23 protein-coding genes are annotated in these 18,544 nt (G+C 69.7%); 16 read left to right on the top strand and 7 right to left on the bottom strand.

The features are described 5' to 3' along the window. Nucleotides 1–37: 37 nt before the first annotated feature. Together H036_RS0115660 and H036_RS0115655 are read right to left on the bottom strand one after the other, a co-directional pair. The gene (locus tag H036_RS0115660; RefSeq protein ID WP_017935748.1) at nucleotides 38–676 is read right to left on the bottom strand and encodes an acetyltransferase; all 639 of its coding nucleotides are present in this window, start codon (nucleotides 674–676) and stop codon (nucleotides 38–40) included. 8 nt (nucleotides 677–684) lie between these two features. Continuing rightward, nucleotides 685–1,881: a UDP-N-acetylglucosamine 4,6-dehydratase gene (locus H036_RS0115655; protein WP_017935747.1), complete on the bottom strand. Its 1,197-nt coding sequence runs from the start codon at nucleotides 1,879–1,881 to the stop codon at nucleotides 685–687. Between the two features lie 154 nt (nucleotides 1,882–2,035). On the opposite strand from H036_RS0115655, the gene H036_RS25770 reads away from it, so the two are divergent. Together H036_RS25770 and H036_RS26190 are read left to right on the top strand one after the other, a co-directional pair. Continuing rightward, nucleotides 2,036–3,001, top strand: coding sequence for a glycosyltransferase (locus H036_RS25770; protein WP_198289994.1), 966 nt, complete (start codon nucleotides 2,036–2,038; stop codon nucleotides 2,999–3,001). Continuing rightward, nucleotides 2,931–3,203, top strand: coding sequence for an integrase core domain-containing protein (locus H036_RS26190; RefSeq protein WP_442852444.1), 273 nt, complete (start codon nucleotides 2,931–2,933; stop codon nucleotides 3,201–3,203). The genes H036_RS25770 and H036_RS26190 overlap by 71 nt, the downstream gene beginning before the upstream one ends. Before the next feature lie 216 nt (nucleotides 3,204–3,419). Here the strand turns inward: H036_RS26190 and H036_RS0115640 are convergent, their stop codons facing one another. The 5 genes from H036_RS0115640 to H036_RS0115620 form a co-directional block, all read right to left on the bottom strand. Further along, entirely contained in the window at nucleotides 3,420–3,767 is a 348-nt protein-coding gene (locus H036_RS0115640; protein WP_198289993.1) for a type II toxin-antitoxin system PemK/MazF family toxin, read from the bottom strand. A 2-nt stretch (nucleotides 3,768–3,769) separates the two neighbouring features. Continuing rightward, nucleotides 3,770–4,009, bottom strand: coding sequence for a hypothetical protein (locus H036_RS0115635; RefSeq protein WP_017935743.1), 240 nt, complete (start codon nucleotides 4,007–4,009; stop codon nucleotides 3,770–3,772). Between the two features lie 138 nt (nucleotides 4,010–4,147). Continuing rightward, entirely contained in the window at nucleotides 4,148–5,203 is a 1,056-nt protein-coding gene (locus tag H036_RS23125; RefSeq protein ID WP_157417458.1) for a protein-glutamate methylesterase/protein-glutamine glutaminase, read from the bottom strand. A gap of 119 nt (nucleotides 5,204–5,322) precedes the next feature. After that, entirely contained in the window at nucleotides 5,323–5,988 is a 666-nt protein-coding gene (locus tag H036_RS23120; protein WP_017935741.1) for a class F sortase, read from the bottom strand. A gap of 7 nt (nucleotides 5,989–5,995) precedes the next feature. Beyond that, a complete protein-coding gene (locus H036_RS0115620) occupies nucleotides 5,996–7,327 on the bottom strand; it encodes a hypothetical protein (RefSeq protein WP_017935740.1) in 1,332 nt (443 codons plus the stop codon). Between the two features lie 166 nt (nucleotides 7,328–7,493). On the opposite strand from H036_RS0115620, the gene H036_RS0115615 reads away from it, so the two are divergent. The 14 genes from H036_RS0115615 to H036_RS0115550 all read left to right on the top strand — a co-directional run bounded on the left by H036_RS0115615 (nucleotide 7,494) and on the right by H036_RS0115550 (nucleotide 18,233). Further along, nucleotides 7,494–8,372 (top strand): CheR family methyltransferase, encoded by an 879-nt coding sequence (locus H036_RS0115615; protein ID WP_017935739.1) that lies wholly within the window; start codon nucleotides 7,494–7,496, stop codon nucleotides 8,370–8,372. After that, nucleotides 8,369–8,773 (top strand): response regulator, encoded by a 405-nt coding sequence (locus tag H036_RS0115610; protein ID WP_017935738.1) that lies wholly within the window; start codon nucleotides 8,369–8,371, stop codon nucleotides 8,771–8,773. The genes H036_RS0115615 and H036_RS0115610 overlap by 4 nt, the downstream gene beginning before the upstream one ends. Next, nucleotides 8,770–9,258: a chemotaxis protein CheX gene (locus H036_RS23115; RefSeq protein ID WP_017935737.1), complete on the top strand. Its 489-nt coding sequence runs from the start codon at nucleotides 8,770–8,772 to the stop codon at nucleotides 9,256–9,258. The genes H036_RS0115610 and H036_RS23115 overlap by 4 nt, the downstream gene beginning before the upstream one ends. Nucleotides 9,259–9,284: 26 nt before the next feature. Continuing rightward, nucleotides 9,285–9,647 carry a response regulator gene (locus H036_RS0115600; RefSeq protein ID WP_017935736.1) on the top strand — a complete coding sequence of 121 codons (363 nt, stop codon included), beginning with the start codon at nucleotides 9,285–9,287 and terminating at the stop codon, nucleotides 9,645–9,647. Continuing rightward, the gene (locus H036_RS0115595) at nucleotides 9,647–10,129 is read left to right on the top strand and encodes a hypothetical protein (protein WP_017935735.1); all 483 of its coding nucleotides are present in this window, start codon (nucleotides 9,647–9,649) and stop codon (nucleotides 10,127–10,129) included. The genes H036_RS0115600 and H036_RS0115595 overlap by 1 nt, the downstream gene beginning before the upstream one ends. A gap of 208 nt (nucleotides 10,130–10,337) precedes the next feature. After that, nucleotides 10,338–10,703, top strand: coding sequence for a flagellar basal body rod protein FlgB (flgB, locus tag H036_RS0115590; protein ID WP_017935734.1), 366 nt, complete (start codon nucleotides 10,338–10,340; stop codon nucleotides 10,701–10,703). Beyond that, the gene (locus tag H036_RS0115585; protein ID WP_036488690.1) at nucleotides 10,703–11,098 is read left to right on the top strand and encodes a flagellar basal body rod protein FlgC; all 396 of its coding nucleotides are present in this window, start codon (nucleotides 10,703–10,705) and stop codon (nucleotides 11,096–11,098) included. Before flgB ends, H036_RS0115585 begins: the two co-directional genes overlap by 1 nt. 4 nt (nucleotides 11,099–11,102) lie before the next feature. After that, nucleotides 11,103–11,510 (top strand): flagellar hook-basal body complex protein FliE, encoded by a 408-nt coding sequence (gene fliE, locus H036_RS0115580; RefSeq protein ID WP_017935732.1) that lies wholly within the window; start codon nucleotides 11,103–11,105, stop codon nucleotides 11,508–11,510. A 9-nt stretch (nucleotides 11,511–11,519) separates the two neighbouring features. After that, on the top strand, nucleotides 11,520–13,127 hold the full coding sequence (fliF, locus tag H036_RS0115575; protein ID WP_017935731.1) for a flagellar basal-body MS-ring/collar protein FliF: 1,608 nt from the start codon (nucleotides 11,520–11,522) through the stop codon (nucleotides 13,125–13,127). Between the two features lie 105 nt (nucleotides 13,128–13,232). After that, complete coding sequence (fliG, locus tag H036_RS0115570; RefSeq protein WP_232421886.1) at nucleotides 13,233–14,267, top strand: flagellar motor switch protein FliG; 1,035 nt, start codon at nucleotides 13,233–13,235, stop codon at nucleotides 14,265–14,267. Then, complete coding sequence (locus H036_RS0115565) at nucleotides 14,251–15,063, top strand: FliH/SctL family protein (protein WP_017935729.1); 813 nt, start codon at nucleotides 14,251–14,253, stop codon at nucleotides 15,061–15,063. The genes fliG and H036_RS0115565 overlap by 17 nt, the downstream gene beginning before the upstream one ends. A gap of 5 nt (nucleotides 15,064–15,068) precedes the next feature. After that, nucleotides 15,069–16,424 carry a FliI/YscN family ATPase gene (locus tag H036_RS0115560; protein WP_036488744.1) on the top strand — a complete coding sequence of 452 codons (1,356 nt, stop codon included), beginning with the start codon at nucleotides 15,069–15,071 and terminating at the stop codon, nucleotides 16,422–16,424. Between the two features lie 54 nt (nucleotides 16,425–16,478). Beyond that, nucleotides 16,479–17,201, top strand: coding sequence for a type 1 glutamine amidotransferase (locus H036_RS0115555; RefSeq protein WP_036488742.1), 723 nt, complete (start codon nucleotides 16,479–16,481; stop codon nucleotides 17,199–17,201). A gap of 60 nt (nucleotides 17,202–17,261) precedes the next feature. Beyond that, on the top strand, nucleotides 17,262–18,233 hold the full coding sequence (locus H036_RS0115550; protein ID WP_017935726.1) for a PDR/VanB family oxidoreductase: 972 nt from the start codon (nucleotides 17,262–17,264) through the stop codon (nucleotides 18,231–18,233). Nucleotides 18,234–18,544 lie beyond the last annotated feature (311 nt).

Here is an 18,544-nt window from a genome sequence, read left to right as displayed (position 1 = left end):
AAGTCTGACCGATCGCCCTGCCCGGGCCGGGGTCGGATCAGCGTGGGCGAGCCGGTACGCCGACCACCGTCGTACCGTCCGCGACGTCGGCGAGGACAGCGGCTCCCATGCCCACGACCGCGTCCGTTCCCACGCGTACGCCCTGCCGGACCGTGCACCCGGACCCGAGCATCGCCCGCTCGGCGACGGTGACGTTGCCCGACACCGCGGCCGACGGACCGACCAGAACGTGATCGCCCAGCACGACGTCGTGCCCGATGGTGGCGTTGCGGTTGACGTGGGTGTGCCGTCCAAGCCGCACGTGGTTGGTGATGCTCACGAACGGGAAGACCACGCTGCCCGGCGCCAGCTCGACGGCGCGCCCGAGCGAGGAGGTCGGGTGCAGCAGCACCGGCGCGGGCCGGTGCCCGTAGGCGGCGTCCAGACGTGCCCGGATCTGCGGGGAGCCGATGCCGAGCAGGACGCCCACCCCCTTGGGCAGATCAGCCAGGACCTCGTCGCCGCCCAGGTAGGGCACGCCGTACGCCTCCAGGGGGTCGCCGGCGGCCGGTGGTTGGCTGGCGACCACGCCGATCGCCTCGATCCGGCCGCCGTCGGCGCGGACGGCCTCGATCACGTCGAGGACCTCGCGCGCGTGGCCGCCTGCGCCGACGACCACCACCTGCACCGTGCTCATCGCAGGCGTCACATCTTCTGGTCGAGGTAGGTGCCGGTCTCCAGGTGCGCGAACTCCGGGACCATGGCGGTGAACAGCTCCACCAGCTCCTGCTTGGTCCACGTGCCGCGCGAGCGCAGATCGGCGATCCGCTCCTCGAACCAGCCGACCTTCGCCTCGTCCGCGTCGAGGAGAGCGTTCTTGATCACGCCGAGGTTGGCGAAGCGGTCCCAGTCGATGTCGTCGCCGGCGGCGTGGAACTCCTCGAACGCCTTCTCACCGGTCGTGTCGCTGTGCGAGAACAGGCAGGGCCAGCGACCCTGCTCGGGGAGCGTCGCGGCGAGGCTCCGGGCCTCGTCCTCGCTCTCGCACACGACCGGCTCGTAGCCGCGGGCGCGCAGGTAGTTCAGCGCGATCTCGGCGAAGGTGATCAGGTGCAGGTCGTCGCTGAGCCTGGGGAAGAAGATGTCGCCGTTCTCGCCGAGGAGGCACGACATCAGGCACAGCTCACCCGACTCCTTCGGCGTCACGAAATAGCGGCGTACGTCGTCGGGCGCCACGATCGGCTGGCGCTTTGCAAGCCGGCGCTCGAAGCCCTGCAGCAACGACCCGTCCGAGAAGGCGACGTTGGCGAACCGGGCGGTGGAGACGTCGATGTCGCGGCTGCGCCGAGCGAGGAAGAGCTCCATGATCCGCTTCGAGGCGCCCATCATGTTGACCGGGTTGGTGGCCTTGTCGGTCGAGACGCAGAAGTACTTGCGGGCGCCGCGCTCGGCCGCTGCCCGCGCCGTACGGTCGGTGTTGATGACGTTGACCTGGATCATCCGCATCAGCGTGAACGGGTCCCGCTCGCTGCGCACGTGCTTGAGCGCCGACAGGTTGAGCACGTAGTCGTACTCGCCGTCGTGGCGCAGGAACGCGTCGTACTCCGGTGAGCCGATGTCGAGCGCCGCGGTCTGGAAGTCGCCGGCGATGTAGCCGAGGCTGCTGCGCAGGTCGCGAACCACCTCGACGAGATTGTTCTCGCTCAGGTCCACCACGTGGAGCTTGCGCGGACCGCGGCGGAAGAGCTCCTTGACCACCGCCTGTCCGATCGAGCCGGCGCCGCCCAGCACGAGGAAGCGCGACCCCGCGACCAGCTCGCTCAGGGCCGCCTCGTGGGCCGCGACGTCGTCGGCGAGCAGCTCACGCTCACGGCCGATCAGGCTGAGCAGATCTCGTTCCATCACTCCTCCTCCGTGAACAGCGGCAGTCTTCCACAGCAGATCGGCAGGAGAAGCCCGCACCGGAGCGGCCGCCGACCGGAGCATCGGACCGGCTCGACGTCCCTCAGATCGCCGGCGCGACGGCCGATGGACGTCGGTGATCACCCTGTCTGCCGTGATCGTCGCGCGCGACGAGTCCCGCTCGATCGCTCGTTGTCTCGACTCTCTGCGCGACCATGTCGACGAGCTGCTGGTGCTCGACACCGGCTCGATCGACGGTACGACCGGGATCGCGCTCGCACACGGGGCTCGGGTGGAGCACTTCACCTGGGTCGACGACTTCGCCGCAGCCCGCAACGCCGCGCTGGAGGCCGCTACCGGTGACTGGCGCCTGGTCGTCGACGCCGACGAGTGGCTGGCCGACGGTGCCGAGGAGCTGGCCCAGCTGCGGGCCGGCAGGGCGCCGACGACCACCGGCGCCGTCGCCCAGCTCAACGACCAGTCCAACGGCCAGCAGAGCATCTCCTGGATCCCCCGTCTCCTGCCGCGCGGCGTGCGGTACGAGGGCCGGATCCACGAGCAGCCCGTCCTGAAGGCGCCTGCGGCCCGCACGGGGATCCGGCTCGGCCACGACGGCTACCTCCGTGAGCAGCTCGAGACGAAGGCCGAGCGCAACCGTGTCCTCCTGGAGGCGGCGCTGGTGGCGGACCCGGACGACGTCTACCTGCGCTACCAGCTCGGCAAGGACCACGAGGTCCACCGCCACTATGCCGAGGCTGCCCAGCACTACGACCAGGCCTACGCGGCCGCCGCTCTCGATCTGCCCTGGCGGCACGACCTGGTGGTGCGCCACCTGTTCACGCTCAGCCAGGTCGGACGCAGCGCCGACGCCCTCGACATCGCCGACGTGGAGCTGCCCCGGTGGACCCACTCGGCCGACTTCTTCTTCGTGGTCGGCGACGTGCTGCTCACCCACGCCACCGAGAACCCGACGCACGCGGCCCAGCTGCTCGCGCTGGCGGAGGACGCGTGGAGCCGGTGCCTCGAGCTCGGCGACACCCCCGACCTCCCTGGCGCGGTGGCCGGCCGAGGCTCACACCTGGCCGAGCACAACCTCAAGGTGCTGCGCGGCGAGATCTGAGTGGCGGGGACCGGTTGCGAAGGCCAGCCCGCAGCAGAGCGGGTACATCGAACGGTTCAACGGCTCGATGCGCGACGAGTTGTTGAACCGGGAGTCGTTCCACTCCCTGACCGAGGCGCGAAACGTGATCGGACAGTGGGTCCGGCACTACAACGAGGAACGGCCGCGTTCGGGGATCGGAATGCATACCCCCGCGGCGTAGGCCGCGTACTGTGCAGCGCAGCCATCGACGACAGATGCGGCGGCAGATGAGAGGGCGAGTGTCGTTGACTACCAACACTCTTGCTGGACCAGAACACGACGTCTCTTCGTCCCTCATCAACAACCAGGAGCTAGACAACGGTCGGACCAAAACCTGAGGGCCGAACAGCCCCATTTGGAGTCCCCCGACTGCCCCGCGGGAGGACGTCAGCTGTCGTCAGCCTCGCAGATCAAGAAAGTCACTCAGCCAGGAGCGGATCTCGTGCAGGGCCTCTTGGCCGACGTCGCCGAGGGTTTTGGTGATGCGCTTGCGGTCGATGGTGCGCGGCTGTTCGGTCATGGCGAAGCAGTCTTGGTCGACCAGGCCGGGAACGCCGCCGAACCGAACATGGTTCGGGATGCCTCGGTCTCGGGTGGTGACGGGCACGACGATGACGACGTTGGGCACGCTGGTCAGGTAGTCGTTGCTGGCGACGATCACTGCGGGCCGGTGGCCGGCCTGCTCGGATCCGACAACGGGGCTGAGGTTGACCCACACGACTTGGCCGCAGAAGAGGTCGGGCACGCTCACGCCTCTTCGAGGGCGTCTGCGTTGGTGGCGTCCCACTCGGCCGTCTCTGCGTGGTAGTCGTCCTCGGCTGCGAGGGCCGCGTAGGCGGCGCGCACGGCTACGAACCGTTGGGCGCGGTCGTACTCATCGACCAGGGCCTCTACGAACGTCGCGGGCGTGACGCCGTTGGCGCGGGCTCGTTCGTTGATCCGGTCGCGCGCGTGAGGTGTGACCTTGATGGTGGTGGTAGCGGCCATGCACTCATGGTAGCCCGCTCCGGGGCTATTCAGCGCTACCAAAATGGCTACGTTTTAGTAGCCGATACCTAGACTAGGTCGGGCTGGAGTCTGCGTGTCGTATAGATGAGTCGTCCACCCCGAGATCAACCATCGCGCTCAGCGCCGTACGGCGACGCTCAGCTTCGTCGGGATGGAGGCCAGCGGCACGATCTCGGTGGCCAGACCGGCCTGCGCGACGGCGCCGGGCATCCCCCAGACCACCGAGGTGGCCTCGTCCTGGACGTAGATCGGCGCGCCGGCCTCGGCCAGCAGCCGCACTCCCTCCAGGCCGTCCTGGCCCATGCCGGTGAGGATCGCCGCGACACAGCGTCCGCCGTACACGGCCGCGGCGGAGCGGAAGAGCACGTCCACGGCCGGGCGGCAGAAGTTCTCCTGCGGGCCCTGGTCGAGGGCGACCTGCACCCGGCCGGCGCGGGTCTCGACCCGCATGTGCCAGTCGCCCGGCGCGATCAGCACCTCGCCGGCCTGCGGTACGTCGCCGACGGCCGCCTCGCGCACCGTCAACGGCGAGAGCTTGTCGAGTCGCTGCGCCAGCATCGCGGTGAAGACCGGCGGCATGTGCTGCACCACCAGGACGGGTACGGCGAGGTTCGCCGGCATCTCCGCCAGCACCTTGGCCAGCGCGTCCGGGCCACCGGTGGAGCAGCCGATCAGCAGGATCTCCGCGGGACCGGCGGGCCGGGCCGTGCGGCGTACGGGTGCTGCTGCCTCGCGGGGCCGCTCCGGCCGGGGCGTCGGTGCGAGGCGCCGCATGCCGGCCAGCGCCCGGATCCGTGGCACCAACTGGTCGCGGACCGAGGCGAGCCCCTCAGCGACCGACCCGGTGTTGGACGGCTTGGTGACGTAGTCCGACGCGCCCCGGGAGAGCGCCTCGAGGGTGGCGGCCGCGCCCCGCTCGGTCAGCGTGGAGAACATGATGACCGGCAGCCGGGGGTGGCGACCGCGGATCTCCCCGAGCGCGCCGAGCCCGTCCAGCCGCGGCATCTCCACGTCGAGGGTCACCACGTCGGGCGTCAGCTCGTCGACCTTCTCGATCGCATCGATGCCGTCCCGGGCCATCCCGACCACCTCGATGTCGACGGCCTCGGCCAACGCCGTCACGATGAGGCGACGCACGAGCGCCGAGTCGTCCACCACGAGCACTCGAATCACGCGGGGACAATCGGCGCGCCGGCCCCGGGTCTGAGGGCTGCGGACAGGGACAGCGACGGACCCGCAACCCGATTCGCGCAAGCCGATTCGCGCGGACCTCAGGCCACGGGCCGCGGACTTCAGGCCGGCTGAGGCGCCGTCGGGATCGACTTCACCGGCTTGGCGTAGACGAAGACGTTGGTCAGGTACTCCCGACCGGTCCAGTCGCCGCAGGTGATGAGCACCAGCCGGTTCTTCGCCCGTGCCTGGCCGAAGAGCTGCTGGGCCCGCGTCGAGACCTGCTGCTTGGAGAGCTTGAAGACCTTGGTCGCCACGTAGTACTCGGTGTGCCGCTTGCGCACGATCTGGATCCGAGCGCCCTTCTTCATCGTGCCGAGGTGGTCGAACTGACCGCCGCCGGTGTGCACCGTGTGACCGGTGATGATCGTCTGGCCGGCCGAGGCGCCGGGCTTCGCGCTCGCGCTCCACCAGCCGACGTCGCGTGGGTTCGACGGCGGGGTGAGCACCCGCTGGCGCGACATCGCGATGGAGACGATCGGCGCATCGATCCCGAGCGAGTCCACCACGATGTGGTAGGTCGTCGGCTTGAACGCCGTCGTCGTACCGGGCGATGCCTGGCTCGCGTCGTCACCACCCGGCGAGGCGATCAGGAAGAAGAGCGCCGCCGCGAGCAGTGCCAGCACCGTGGCGACGGCGACGCTCCCCCACCTCGCCCGGGTCGTCGCCTGGGGCGACGACCCGGGCGACGGCTCGGGCGAGGCGGGCGTGGGGTCGACCTCGGTCACGCGAGGATCACTTCGTGAACAGCCGGCGGCGGTAGCCGAAGGCGGTCCCGGCCGCGCTGGCGGCGATCAGGCCGCCGAGAGCGGCGTAGAGCGCGGTGTGGCTGTGCGGTTCGCCGGAGAGGCCTGCGTCGACAGCCGTAGGCACGGCGTCGCCGCTGGCACTGCCGTCGCCGCTCGTGTCCTCGTTCGCTGGGGCCGTCGACGCCTGCGGCCGAGTCACCTCGCGGCCGGCGTTGGCGCCACAGGTCACCTCGCCCACCTGGCCGGAGACCAGCGAGCTGCCGGTGAAGGCCGACGCCGCCGGCAGCACCTGCAGGTCCATCGCGGTGACGTCGAGCCTGTGGCCGCCCTCCGAGCTGACCTGCTTGTTCAGCGTCACGTCAAGGACGTTCTTCTCCAAGGGCTGCAGCAGCGGCTGGAGCTGCTTGACCAGCTGGTCGACCACGGCGGTCTGCAGCGTGTCCAGCGTCGTGCCCAGCGGACCGACCAGCGGCTGCAGGGCCGATCCGACCACGGAGCTGTTGAGCTCGGTCTTGAGCGCGCTGACGAGGGTCGCGCTGACCGTGTCGAGGTTCGTCAGCAGGTGGGTGTTGGGCGGCGGGTTGGCCGGCAGGTCGAGCAGGGTCACCGTCTGACCGGCGATGGTGGCCTTGATCGGCGTGCTCGCGCTGCCACCGTGGGAGTCGACCAGGTGGGCGGCACCGGTGACACGGGTCGGGGTGGCGGTGCAGGTCGCCTCGACGGCGCTCAGCGTGCCACCGAGCGAGATGTTGAGCGGCGTGCTCGAGATCGCGCTGGTGACGGGAGCGACCAGCGAGGACTGGACCGTCGAGATCAGCGTGTTGAGGCCTGAGACCAGCGGGCCGCCGTACTGCGCCAGAGCGGCGCCCAGCGCGCTGGCCGGGTCGAGCGCCACGGTGCCGAGGTTGAGGCTGCCGAGGGTGAGCGTCAGCGGAGCCCCGTTGATGTTGCAGGACGAGTGACCGGTGTGAGCGATGCCACCGCCGGTGCCCGCGATGCCTGCACAGGCGTACGACGTCCCGTCCGCGTTCGCGCCCGCGTCCTGGGGAGCGACCCCGGCGCCGAGGGCGTTGTTGCCTGGCAGCAGCCCGGCGATGGTGGGGATCGTGCTCGCGTCGTTCTTGGACTGCGAGGTGCCGTTGTTGGTGGCGGTGACGATCTGGGAGATGCCCGACTGACCGGCGACGGTCAGGTGGAGCGACTGCGCAGTGGCCTGCGAGTCGGGATCTGCGGCGAACGCGGGTGCTGCAGCGAGCGCGGCGAGTGAGGCTGCGCCGATCACGGCACCGGCACGAAGTCCGAGACGGGTCGTCTGCACGGAGGGTCCTTCCAAGCGGGGGTGGTGGCGCTGGCGAGAGCGCGCGTACCGGTCAGAACGAGCCGTCGGGCATTTGGTTAGGGGTAGAACCGGTAACAGTTCGGTGTCGAGTCCTCGACCAATTGCTCAGGCGGTCGCACCCACGGCCGATCCGATTCCCGTGACCATGGCACCCGCGAGCTTCCAGCTGATCGCCGCCCTGGTGCTCCGCGAGACCTCGATCATCTACGAGCCTCGCAAGGAGTACCTGGTGGAGGCGCGGCTGCATCCCCTCGCGGCTCAGGCGGGCTGTGCCAGCGTCGACGCCTACGTGCAGATGCTCTCGATCAACCCGGTCGAACGGCGCAAGGCGATCGACGCGCTGACGATCAACGAGACCAGCTGGTTCCGCGACAACGCGCCGTACCAGGCCTTCACCGAGACGATGCTGCCGGCGCTGATGGCCAACCGCACCGAGCGCCGTCACCTCTCGATCTGGTCGGCGGCGTGCTCGAGCGGCCAGGAGGCCTACTCGATCGCGATGCTGCTCGACCAGCACCTGCCGGCCGGCTGGACCGCCGACATCCTCGCCACCGACGTGTCGACCGCGATGCTGACGCGGGTGGAGAACGGTCGCTACAGCCAGGTCGAGATGAACCGCGGCCTGCCGGCGACCAGCCTGGTGAAGTACTTCACCCGGGCTGGCAGCGAGTGGGAGATCGTGCCGGCGCTGCGCAAGATGGTGCGCACCCGCCACCTCAACCTCGCCGAGCCGTTCCCGGTGATCGGCACCTTCGACCTGGTGCTCCTGCGCAACGTCCTCATCTACTTCGACCAGCCCACCAAGCACGGCATCCTGCGACGCATGCACCAGCACGTCGCATCGGACGGCTACCTGCTGCTGGGCTCCTCGGAGACCACGCTCGACCTGCCTGCCGACCTTCATGCCATGTGGGACCGCGAGCAGATCGGCCGGGTCCAGGCCCACCGTCCGGCCGGCGGCCTCACCGTTCCGCGGCCTTCCTCAACCACCTTCTCGGCCGCCCTGACAGGAGCCCGACCATGACCGAGAGCCCGATGACTCAGCGCGCCATGATCATCGACGACTCGAAGGCGATGCGCAGCATCTTGCGACGCATCGTCTCGGGGTTGTCCTTCGAGACCGCCGAGGCCGCCCACGGCCAGGAGGCGCTCGACCAGATGGAGGCCGGCTTCATGCCCGACCTCTGCCTGATCGACTGGAACATGCCGGTGATGGACGGCTACACGTTCATCACCGAGGTCCGCAAGCGACCCGAGTGGCGCAACATCACGCTGATGATGGTCACCACGGAGTCCGAGCAGGGCCAGATCGTCAAGGCGCTCGCCGCCGGAGCACACGAATACGTGATCAAGCCGTTCACGCCCGACGCCATCGTGGAGAAGCTCGAGCTGCTCGGTCTTGTCAGCAAGGGAGTCCTCGCATGACCGTCACCACCCAGCCCAGCGGCCCCGAGCTGGCCGACGTACACGCGATCGTCGAGCAGGTCTGGAGCAGCTTCCTCGGGGACGAGGAGCCGCTGCTGCCGCGCTACGCGGATGCCGCCGAGGAGGGCACTCCGGCCTTCCCGGCCGAGCACGTCTGGTCCGCGGCGGTCAGCGTGCACGGTGGCTGGACGGGCACCGTCACCGTCGAGCTCTCCTCCTCGGTCGCCCAGTCGCTGACCCGCCTCATGCTGGCGATGGAGGACGAGCCCCTCGACGACGCCGAGGTGGCCGACGCCGTCGGCGAGCTGGTCAACATGATCGGCGGCAACATCAAGAGCCTCATGCCCGGACCCTCCGCGCTCACCCTCCCGGTCGTCGCCGCCGGTCGCGCCGCCCACAGCAGCGAGCTGGCGGAGGTGGCGCGGTTCGACGCCATGTGGAACGGCGAACCCGTACGCATCAGCGTGCACGCACCTCAGTCCTGACGAACTCAGCTAGAAGGTCTCTCCCCATGTCGAAGATTCTCGTTGCCGACGACAGCAAGGTCATGCGCCAGATCGTGGTGCGCACCCTCCGTCAGGCGGGTTACTCAGGTCATGACGTCATCGAGGCCGAGAACGGCCGCGTCTGCCTGGAGAAGGCGCTGGCCGAGTCGCCGGACCTGATCCTCTCGGACTGGAACATGCCGGAGATGAACGGCATCGACTGCCTCAGTGCGCTGCGCGGTAGCGGCAACCAGACGCCGTTCGGCTTCGTCACCTCCGAGGGCTCGGAGGAGATGCGGGCCCGTGCGGCCTCGGCCGGCGCGCTGTTCCTGATCGCGAAGCCGTTCACGGCCGAGACGTTCCAGGAGCACCTGGGTGGCCTCCTCTGATGCCCACCCATCTGCCTCTCCCCAAGCAGATCCGCGACCTCTTCGGTGACCTCCTCGACCGCGAGATCACGCTCACCCCGGCCGCTCCCCAGGCGCCGGGACCGAAGACGCCGACGACCATCGCGACCTACGTCGACGACTACCTGCGGATCAGCGCGTTGATGATCTGCGACCTCGACCTGTCGGCGTACGCCGGCGCAGCGCTCGGTCTGGTGCCCGTCGCCGGTGCTGAGACCGCGATCGAGGAGGGCGTGCTGACCGAGGTGCTCAAGGAGAACCTCTTCGAGGTGCTCAACATCGCCGCGTCGATGTTCAACGCGCCCGGTGCCGACCACCTGCGACTGCACGAGGTGCACGCCGCCGGTCAGCCGCTGCCGCCGCAGGTGTGGTCGATGGCGCTCACCCTCGGCCGCCGCGAGGACTTCCACATCGACATCGCCGGGTACGGCGCCGGCCACGTCTCGGTGGTGCTCGTGGCCTGACGCCACCCCCTCGCAGCTCCAGGAACTGGCAGCGAAGCGCCTCTCCGACCATCGGGTCGGGGCGCTCCGTTGCCAGTTTCTGGCATTTCATGCCATGAGGCTCAGGTCCCCTCCGGGACAGCCGAAGGACTAGGCGAGCAAGGACAGCTCAGCCCCTGCCGACGGATCGGCATCGTTTCCTGCAGTACTCCCCCGACTGGAGGCTCCAGTGTCCTTCGCCGTATCCGATGCTGTCAGCGAGGCGCTTCACACCGCGCTCAACGGCCTCACGATGCGCCAGAACGTCACGGCCAACAACATCGCGAACGTCGACACCCCGAACTTCCGGGCGTCGAGTATCGACTTCGAGACCTCGCTGCGCGAGGCCATCGACTCTGGCCAGGTGACGGACAACACGATGCCCTCGATCGACGTCGCGACGACGCCGACCGACACGCCCGTGGGTGCCAACAACAACAACGTCGACCTCCGCAAGGAGGAGGTGGCGATGATCCAGACCCAGTACCAGTACCAGGTGCTCGGCCAGGCGATCAGCAACCACTACCAGCTGATGCAGAGTGCGGCGGCGATGTGATGAGTGGCGCTTTTAACCTCTTGCGGATCTCCGACGAGGCCATGGGTGCCCACCAGACCTGGATGGACGCCGTCGGCAACAACATCGCGAACGTGAACACCTACGAGCCGACCAGCGGCAACGCGTTCCAGGCGCAGTACCCGATCTTCCAGTCGGACCCGTCCGGCGGCGTACGTGTCGCCAGCGTCGCCGAGGGCGACCCTCAGGGTCGCGAGGTCTCCATGCCCGACAGCCCGCTCGCCGACGCCAACGGCTACGTGCGCGCCCCCGACATCGACATGTCCAGCGAGATGGGCCAGCTGATCATGGCCCAGCGCGGCTACGAGGCTTCGGTGCAGGTCACCAAGTCCGCCCAGGACATCTACACCGCCGCCCTCTCGATCGGACAGAAGTGATCTCATGAGCGTCTCGGGAATCGAAGCGATCGGCTCCGCCCTTCCGGCGATGCCGGCCATGCCCAGCACGGGCGCCACCGACCTGACGGGCGCCACCGGCGACCTCACCGGTACGGCGAGCAGCGCCGCGGCCGGCGCCGTCTCCGGCGCGACCGACACCACCGCAGCCACCGGCGCCCAGAGCGCGAACGGCGTGGAGTTCGGCAACCTGCTCTCCGACGGGATCGACCGGCTGCAGGGCCTGCAGAACACCAGCGACAACCTGTCGGTGCAGGCGGCGACGGGCGACTCGACGGCCATCCACGACTACACGATCGCAGCCGCCGAGGCCTCGACCGCGACCCAGCTCGCGGTCTCGCTGCGCAACACCGGCCTCCAGGCGTTCAACTCGATCATGAACATGCAGCTCTGAGGCTGAGCGGTGAGAGAGAACCTGACGCATCTGCTGACGCGCTACCGACGGGCGTTCAGTGAGTTCAGCAACGGCCAGAAGGCGGTGGCGATCGTCGGCACCGGCGCGCTGCTGCTGGCTGCCTTCCTCGTCTTCCGGTGGGTGTCGGCGCCGACGTACGCGCCGCTGTACACCAACCTCCAGAGCTCGGACGCCTCCTCGGTGATCGACGAGCTCAACAAGGAGGGCATCAAGTACAAGCTGGCCGCCAACGGCTCCACCATCGAGGTGCCGCAGAACGCCGTCTACTCCACCCGCATCTCACTCTCGGGCAAGAACCTGCCGGCCGGCAACAGCGCCGAGGACGGTGGCTACACGCTGCTGGACAACCAGAGCCTGTCGACCAGCGACTTCCAGGAGCAGACGAATTTCAAGCGCGCGATGGAGGGCGAGCTCGACAAGACCCTCGAGGCGATGACCGGCGTGCAGACCGCCGTCGTGCACCTCGCGATCCCGGAGAAGCAGGTCTTCTCCGACGAGCAGGACCCGACCACCGCGGCCGTGCTGCTGCAGCTGGACACCGGCACCACGCTGAGTGCCCAGCAGGTCCAGGCGGTCGTCCACCTGGTCGCCTCCAGCATCGACGGCCTGGACCCGGGCGACGTCACGGTCACGGACCAGAACGGCAACGTGCTCAGTGCGCCGGCCAACGCCGACGGCACCAGCGCCGCCAGCACCCAGTCGCAGCAGACCGAGGACTTCGAGAACGACATGAAGACCGAGGTCCAGCAGGTCCTCGACAAGGTCGTCGGCGCGGGCAACGCCACCGCCAACGTGACCGCGAACCTCAACTTCGACCAGAAGACGACCGACACCCTGACCTACGGCAAGGCGACCACGGTCCCCTCGCTGTCGGACACGAAGTCGACGGAGAAGTACCAGGGTCCGGCCAGTGGTGCGAGTGCTGTCGGTGGCGTCGTCGGGCCCGACGGTCAGATGGACTCCACCACGACCGGCGGTAGCGGCAACTCGACGTACACCAAGAACAACGTCACCTCGGACAACGGCGTCGACCAGACCCGCCAGCACACCGTGACGGCTCCGGGCGCGGTGCAGAACATCCACATCGGCGCGGTGATCGACTCGGCCGCGATCGGGGCGATCTCGCCGGCGCAGGTCAAGCAGCTCATCGCCTCCTCGCTCGGCATCAACGCGGCCCGCGGCGACACCATCGACGTGACCACGATGCCGTTCAACAAGACGGCCGCCCAGGCTGCCGCCAAGGAGCTGGCCACCGCTCAGGCAGCGGCCGACCACGCCAAGCGGATGAAGCTGATCCGCGACCTCGGCCTCGGCGCCATCGTGGCCCTGATCATCCTGCTGGCCTGGCTGCGGGCACGTCGCCGCACCAAGGCCCGCGAGGACGCCACGTCGTACGTCGTCGAGCAGCTCCGGGCGGACGCGGAGGCCAGGGCGGCTGCCCTGGAGGCCGTCTCCAACCCGGCCCTCGCCGCCCTGGAGGCGGCCGAGGAGAGCGAGGCCGAGAACCTGCGCCAGGAGCTCAACGAGCTCGTGGACCAGCAGCCTGAGGACGTCGCCACGCTGCTGCGCGGCTGGCTGGTGGAGCGACCCCGATGAGCGACCGTAGCGAGCGAGTAGGCCGATGAGCGAGCGTAGCGAGCGAACAATCCAGCGCAGTCCCGCGTGTGTGTCATCGGCGCACGGAGCGAAGCGAGTAGGTCGATGACCTCGATGATGATGCCGACTCCGGGCGCGCTCGGACAGATCGGCGTACGCAAGGCCGCGATCGTGCTGATCCAGCTCGGCAAGGAGCGCGCCGCCCAGGTGATGGAGCACCTCACCGACGGCGAGGTCGAGATGATCTCGGCCGAGATCGCCCGGCTGGACCGGATCTCGTCGACCGAGACCGAGCAGGTGCTGACCGAGTTCCGCGACCTGGCCACGGCGCACGCGCACATCAGCCAGGGTGGCTTCGCCTTCGCCCAGTCGCTGCTGGAGAAGTCGCTGGGTGCTGACCGGGCCAAGGAGATCATGGAGCGGCTGCACGCCGCAGCTGTCCAGATGCCCTTCCAGTTCCTGCACCGTGCCGACCCGGCCCAGCTGCGCGGCTTCATCGCCGACGAGCATCCGCAGGTGATCGCCCTGGTGCTGGCGCACATGACGCCGGACAAGGCTTCGCTGCTGCTCTCGGGACTGCCGTCCTACCAGCAGGCGATCGTCGCGCACCGGATCGCGGTGATGGACCGCACCAACCCGGACATCATCCGCACGGTCGAGTCGATCCTGGAGCGCAAGCTCTCCTCGATGCTGCAGCCGGCCGAGATGTCGCGCGTCGGCGGCGTGGACTCACTGGTCAACGTGATCAACCGCTCCGACCGTCCGACCGAGCGTCAGATCGTCGAGGGCCTCGAGGGTCTCGACCCGGAGCTGGCCGACGAGGTCAAGAGCCGGATGTTCATGTTCGAGGACATCATCGGCCTCGACGACCGGTCCGTGCAGCAGGTGCTGCGCCAGGTCGACGCGGGCGACCTCGCCCTCGCCCTCAAGGGCGTCTCCGAGGCGGTCCGCAACAAGATCACCTCGAACCTCTCGGCGCGTGCCGCGGAGAACCTCATCGAGGAGGTCGAGATGCTCGGCGCCGTCCGCCTGGCTCAGGTCGAGGAGGCCCAGCAGTCGGTCATCCGCACCATCCGCCAGCTCGAGGAGCAGGGCCAGATCATGGTCCGGCGCGGGAATGAAGATGAGTTCGTCGTCTGAGGCCGGCCTCGCGCGAGTCCCCTCGGGCGAGGCGTGGGCTGTCGAGGGTGCGTCAGCCCGAGGACCGGAGGCGACCGAGCTCCGTTCGCTCGCGTACGTCGCGGGCACGGCGCTCGGTGCCACCCACCAAGGTGCCGTGCTCTCGCGGCACGAGGTGGGCGACCTCAGCCTGCTGCCCACGCCGGAGCTGCGCTCCGGCGAGTGGACCAGCCACGGTGACCAGGTGACTGAGTCGCTGCTGGGCCAGGTCGCCGCCGAGGCCCGCGCGCACGCGCAGGCCCAGGGCTACTCGGTCGGCTGGGCGCAGGGCAGTCGCGCCGCCCATGCCGCGGCCGCCGAGCAGGCTGAGCTGGCGGCCCTCGAGGCCGCCGCGCGCGCCACCGAGGCAGAGGCGCGCCGTGCCGAGGAGCACGCTGCAGCGATCGCGGCGCTGACCAAGGCTGCCGACGACGTACGCGCTCTGCTCGGCCGGCTCTCCGAGCGGGTCGAGGAGCAGGCGACGACGCTCGCCTGGGAGCTCACCTCCACGCTGGTCGAGCGCGAGATCGCCGTGGCCGACGACGCCGACGTGGTCCGCCGTGTGCTCCAGGTGTTGCCCAACGACGGTGTCGCGGTGGTTCGGCTGCACCCCGCCACGACCACCTCCGATGCCGTCGCCGCGCTGGGCGGGGCCGGACTGACAGTCGTCGCCGACCCCACCCTCGGCCGGGCCGACGCGCTCGTCGAGTGCGACGGCTCCGTCGCAGACCTGCGCATCTCCGAGGCGATCAAGCGGGTCCGCCAGGTGCTGGCGTGACGCTGATGCTCTCCCCCGAGCTGCGCGAGCGGGCCCTGGCCGCCGCCCGGCCGCACACGCTCGGCACCGTGGTCGAGCTGGCCGGCCTCCACCTGATCGTGACCGGGCTGCCGGTCGCCGTCGGTGACCTGGTCGAGGTGCGGCGCACCCCGGACCGAACCGGGGCGTTCTCCGGCGGGTCGCCCACGACTTCGTCCGGGGCGCGCAGCCTGCTCGCCGAGGTGGTGGCACTGCGCACCGAGGGCGCCGTCTGCCTGCCGCTCGGCACCCTGCACGGCGTCCGGATCGGCGACCACGTCCGGCACACCGGCGGCCCGCTGCGGGTCCTGGTCGGCGAGGCGCTGCGCGGCCGGGTGCTCGACGGGCTCGGCCGGCCGATCGACGGCGGTCCGCCGCTGGAGACGCTCGGTCTGGAGTCGGTGAGCGTGGACGCGGAGACGCCCAACGCACTACAGCGACCGTTGATCACCGAGCCGCTGGGCCTCGGCGTACGGGCGCTGGACGCGCTCGTCCCCTGTGGCCGCGGCCAGCGCATCGGCATCATGGCCGGATCCGGTGTCGGCAAGTCGTCGCTGCTCTCGATGATCGCGCGCGGCACCGAGGCCGAGGTCTCGGTGATCGCGCTGGTCGGCGAGCGCGGCCGCGAGCTGCGCGAGTTCCTGGAGAACGACCTCGGACCCGAGGGCCTGGCCCGCTCCGTCGTGGTGGTGGCCACCTCGGACGCACCCGCGGTCGAGCGACTGCGCTCGGCGTTCGTGGCGACCCGGATCGCGGAGTGGTTCCGCGACTCGGGCAAGCACGTCGTGCTGATGATGGACTCGCTGACTCGTGTCGCGATGGCGCAGCGCGAGATCGGTCTCTCCGCGGGCGAGCCGCCCGCGACCCGCGGCTACCCGCCGTCGGTGTTCGGGCTGATGCCGCGGCTGCTCGAGCGCGCCGGCACCTCGCCGGACGGATCGATCACCGGTCTCTACACCGTGCTCGTCGAGGGTGATGACATGCAGGATCCGATCGGCGACACCGCCCGCTCGATCCTGGACGGCCACGTGGTGCTCTCCCGCGAGTTGGCCACCTCGGGGCACTTCCCCTCGATCGACGTGCTGGAGTCGATCTCCCGGCTCACCTCCGCGGTCTGCACGGCCGAGCAGCAGCAGGACGCGCGCTCGCTGCGCCGGATGCTCGCGGCGTACCGGGGCGTGAAGGAGCTGGTCGAGATCGGCGCCTACGTGAGCGGCTCGGACCCGGTGGCGGACGCGGCGATCGCCCGGATGATGCACATCGAACGGTTCCTGCAGCAGCGGATGGACGAGGCCTCCCCCACCGAGCGGACCTGGGCCGAGCTCGCCTCGATCGCGCGCTGATCTCTTTCGCCCAGCCTCTCGTTTGGATCCAAACGAAGCGTTAGCATGACGAGCATGCGCGCTCTCGTCGTTGCCCACGACCACGTCTCCCCCATCGGCCCGATCGGCGATCAGCTCGAACGCCGCGGCTACGAGCTCGAGCACTTCCTCGTCGTGCCCGAGGATCACTTCGAGACGCCTGCCGTCACCACGACGCTGCCGGACTTCACCTCCTACGACGCCGTGGTCGTGCTCGGTGCCGTGTGGTCGGTGTACGACGACGCCAGCATCGGCACCTGGATCCACGACGAGGTCAAGCAGGTGCAGGCCGCCGATGCCGCCGGCGTACCGGTGCTCGGGATCTGCTTCGGCGGGCAGGTGCTCGCCCAGGCGCACGGCGGGTCCGTCGAGCGGGCGCAGCGGCCGGAGATCGGCTGGACCGACGTGGCCAGCGTCGATGAGGGCGTGGTGGCGTCGGGACCGTGGTTCCAGTGGCACTTCGACCGCTGGGTCACACCGCCCGAGGCGCGGCTGGTGGCCAGCAACGCGGTCGGGCCGCAGGCCTTCGTGCTGCGACGCAACCTGGCGGTGCAGTTCCACCCCGAGCTGACGCCCTCCTCGCTCGCCGGCTGGCTGGAGAACGGCGGCGAGGCCGGCGCCCGCACGGCCGGCTTCGACCCCGAGCGGCTCGTCGAGGAGACCGACCTGCTGGCCGAGCGCAACCGGGCGCGGGCCGCCGCACTGGTGGACGCGTTCCTGGACCAGGTCGCTGCCGTCGATCTCTCGGCCGACCTCTAGACCTCCGCCGGATTTCGACATATCGTTCGGGTACAAACGATCTCTTCGGAAGGCATCTCCATGAGCCAGGCAATCGCCGAACCCCACACCCTCACCGAGGTGGACATCGACGCTGTCGTCCTCTCCGCCCAGCGGGTGGCCGAGGACGTCGTCCTGCTCACGCTCGGGGCACGCGACGGCTCCGACCTGCCCGCCTGGGCACCCGGTGCGCACATCGACCTCCTGCTCGGGGACGACCTCGTCCGGCAGTACTCGCTGTGCGGCGACCCGTCCGACCTGAGCTCCTACCAGGTCGGCGTGCTGCTCGCGCCGGACAGCCGCGGCGGCTCCATCGCCGCCCACGCCCTGGACGTCGGCCACGAGGTCGCCATCCGCGGGCCGCGCAACCACTTCGCGCTCAAGCCGAGCACCCGCTACGTCTTCCTCGCCGGCGGCATCGGCATCACCCCGATCGTTCCGATGATCGCCGCGGCCGAGGCGCGCGGCGCCGACTGGACGCTGCACTACGGCGGTCGCACGGTCTCCTCGATGGCCTTCACCGAGCTGCTCGCGGCGTACGGCGACCGGGTGCAGCTCGTCCCCCAGGACGAGCAGGGCCTGCTCGACCTGGCGCGCATCCTCAGCACGCCCGCCGGCGGCACTCTCGTCTACTGCTGCGGCCCCGAGCCGCTGCTCAAGGCCGTGGAGGCGCAGTGCGAGCGCTGGCCCGTCGGCGCGCTGCACCTGGAGCGCTTCGACGCCCTGGACATCGACACCTCCGGCGACACCGCCTTCGAGCTGGTGCTGGAGCGCTCCGGCAAGACCCTCACCGTCGGTGCCGACCAGACCGTCCTCGAGGTGATGCGGGAGGCCGGCATCCACGTGCTGAGCTCGTGCCAGGAGGGCACCTGCGGCACCTGCGAGCAGATGGTCGTCGAGGGCGACGTCGACCACCGCGACAGCGTCCTGGACGCCGAGGAGAAGGCCGCCAACGACTGCATGATGGTCTGCGTCTCGCGCTGCAAGGGCCCGCGACTGGTGCTCGACGCCTGAGGATTGCTTCTTGCTGCTGACAGCGCCCCGGCCGGGTCGGTCGGGGCGCTGTCAGCGTCTGCGGCGGGCGGATGGGCGGTGTCCAGGGGAGTGACGCCCTGCGCGTTGATCGTGGCACGAATCGTCCGCACCAGCGTCGAACCGCCCAGATTGACGCACGCACGATTTGCGGCCCGCACTTCACCGCGGCCTCGAAGTGGCGCACTCAGAGCGGGAACCCGTCGGGGTGCGAGTCGCGACGGAAGCACCCTCGCCTGCCCATGTTCGGTCGGCGCTCACCGTATGGTTGCGCTGGCACCGTGTGACTCCGG

Source organism: Nocardioides sp. Iso805N, from assembly GCF_000364605.1.
Lineage (GTDB): Bacteria > Actinomycetota > Actinomycetes > Propionibacteriales > Nocardioidaceae > Nocardioides.
Note: the sequence above shows the minus strand (reverse complement) of the source record. Positions and strands in the feature narration are given on the sequence as shown.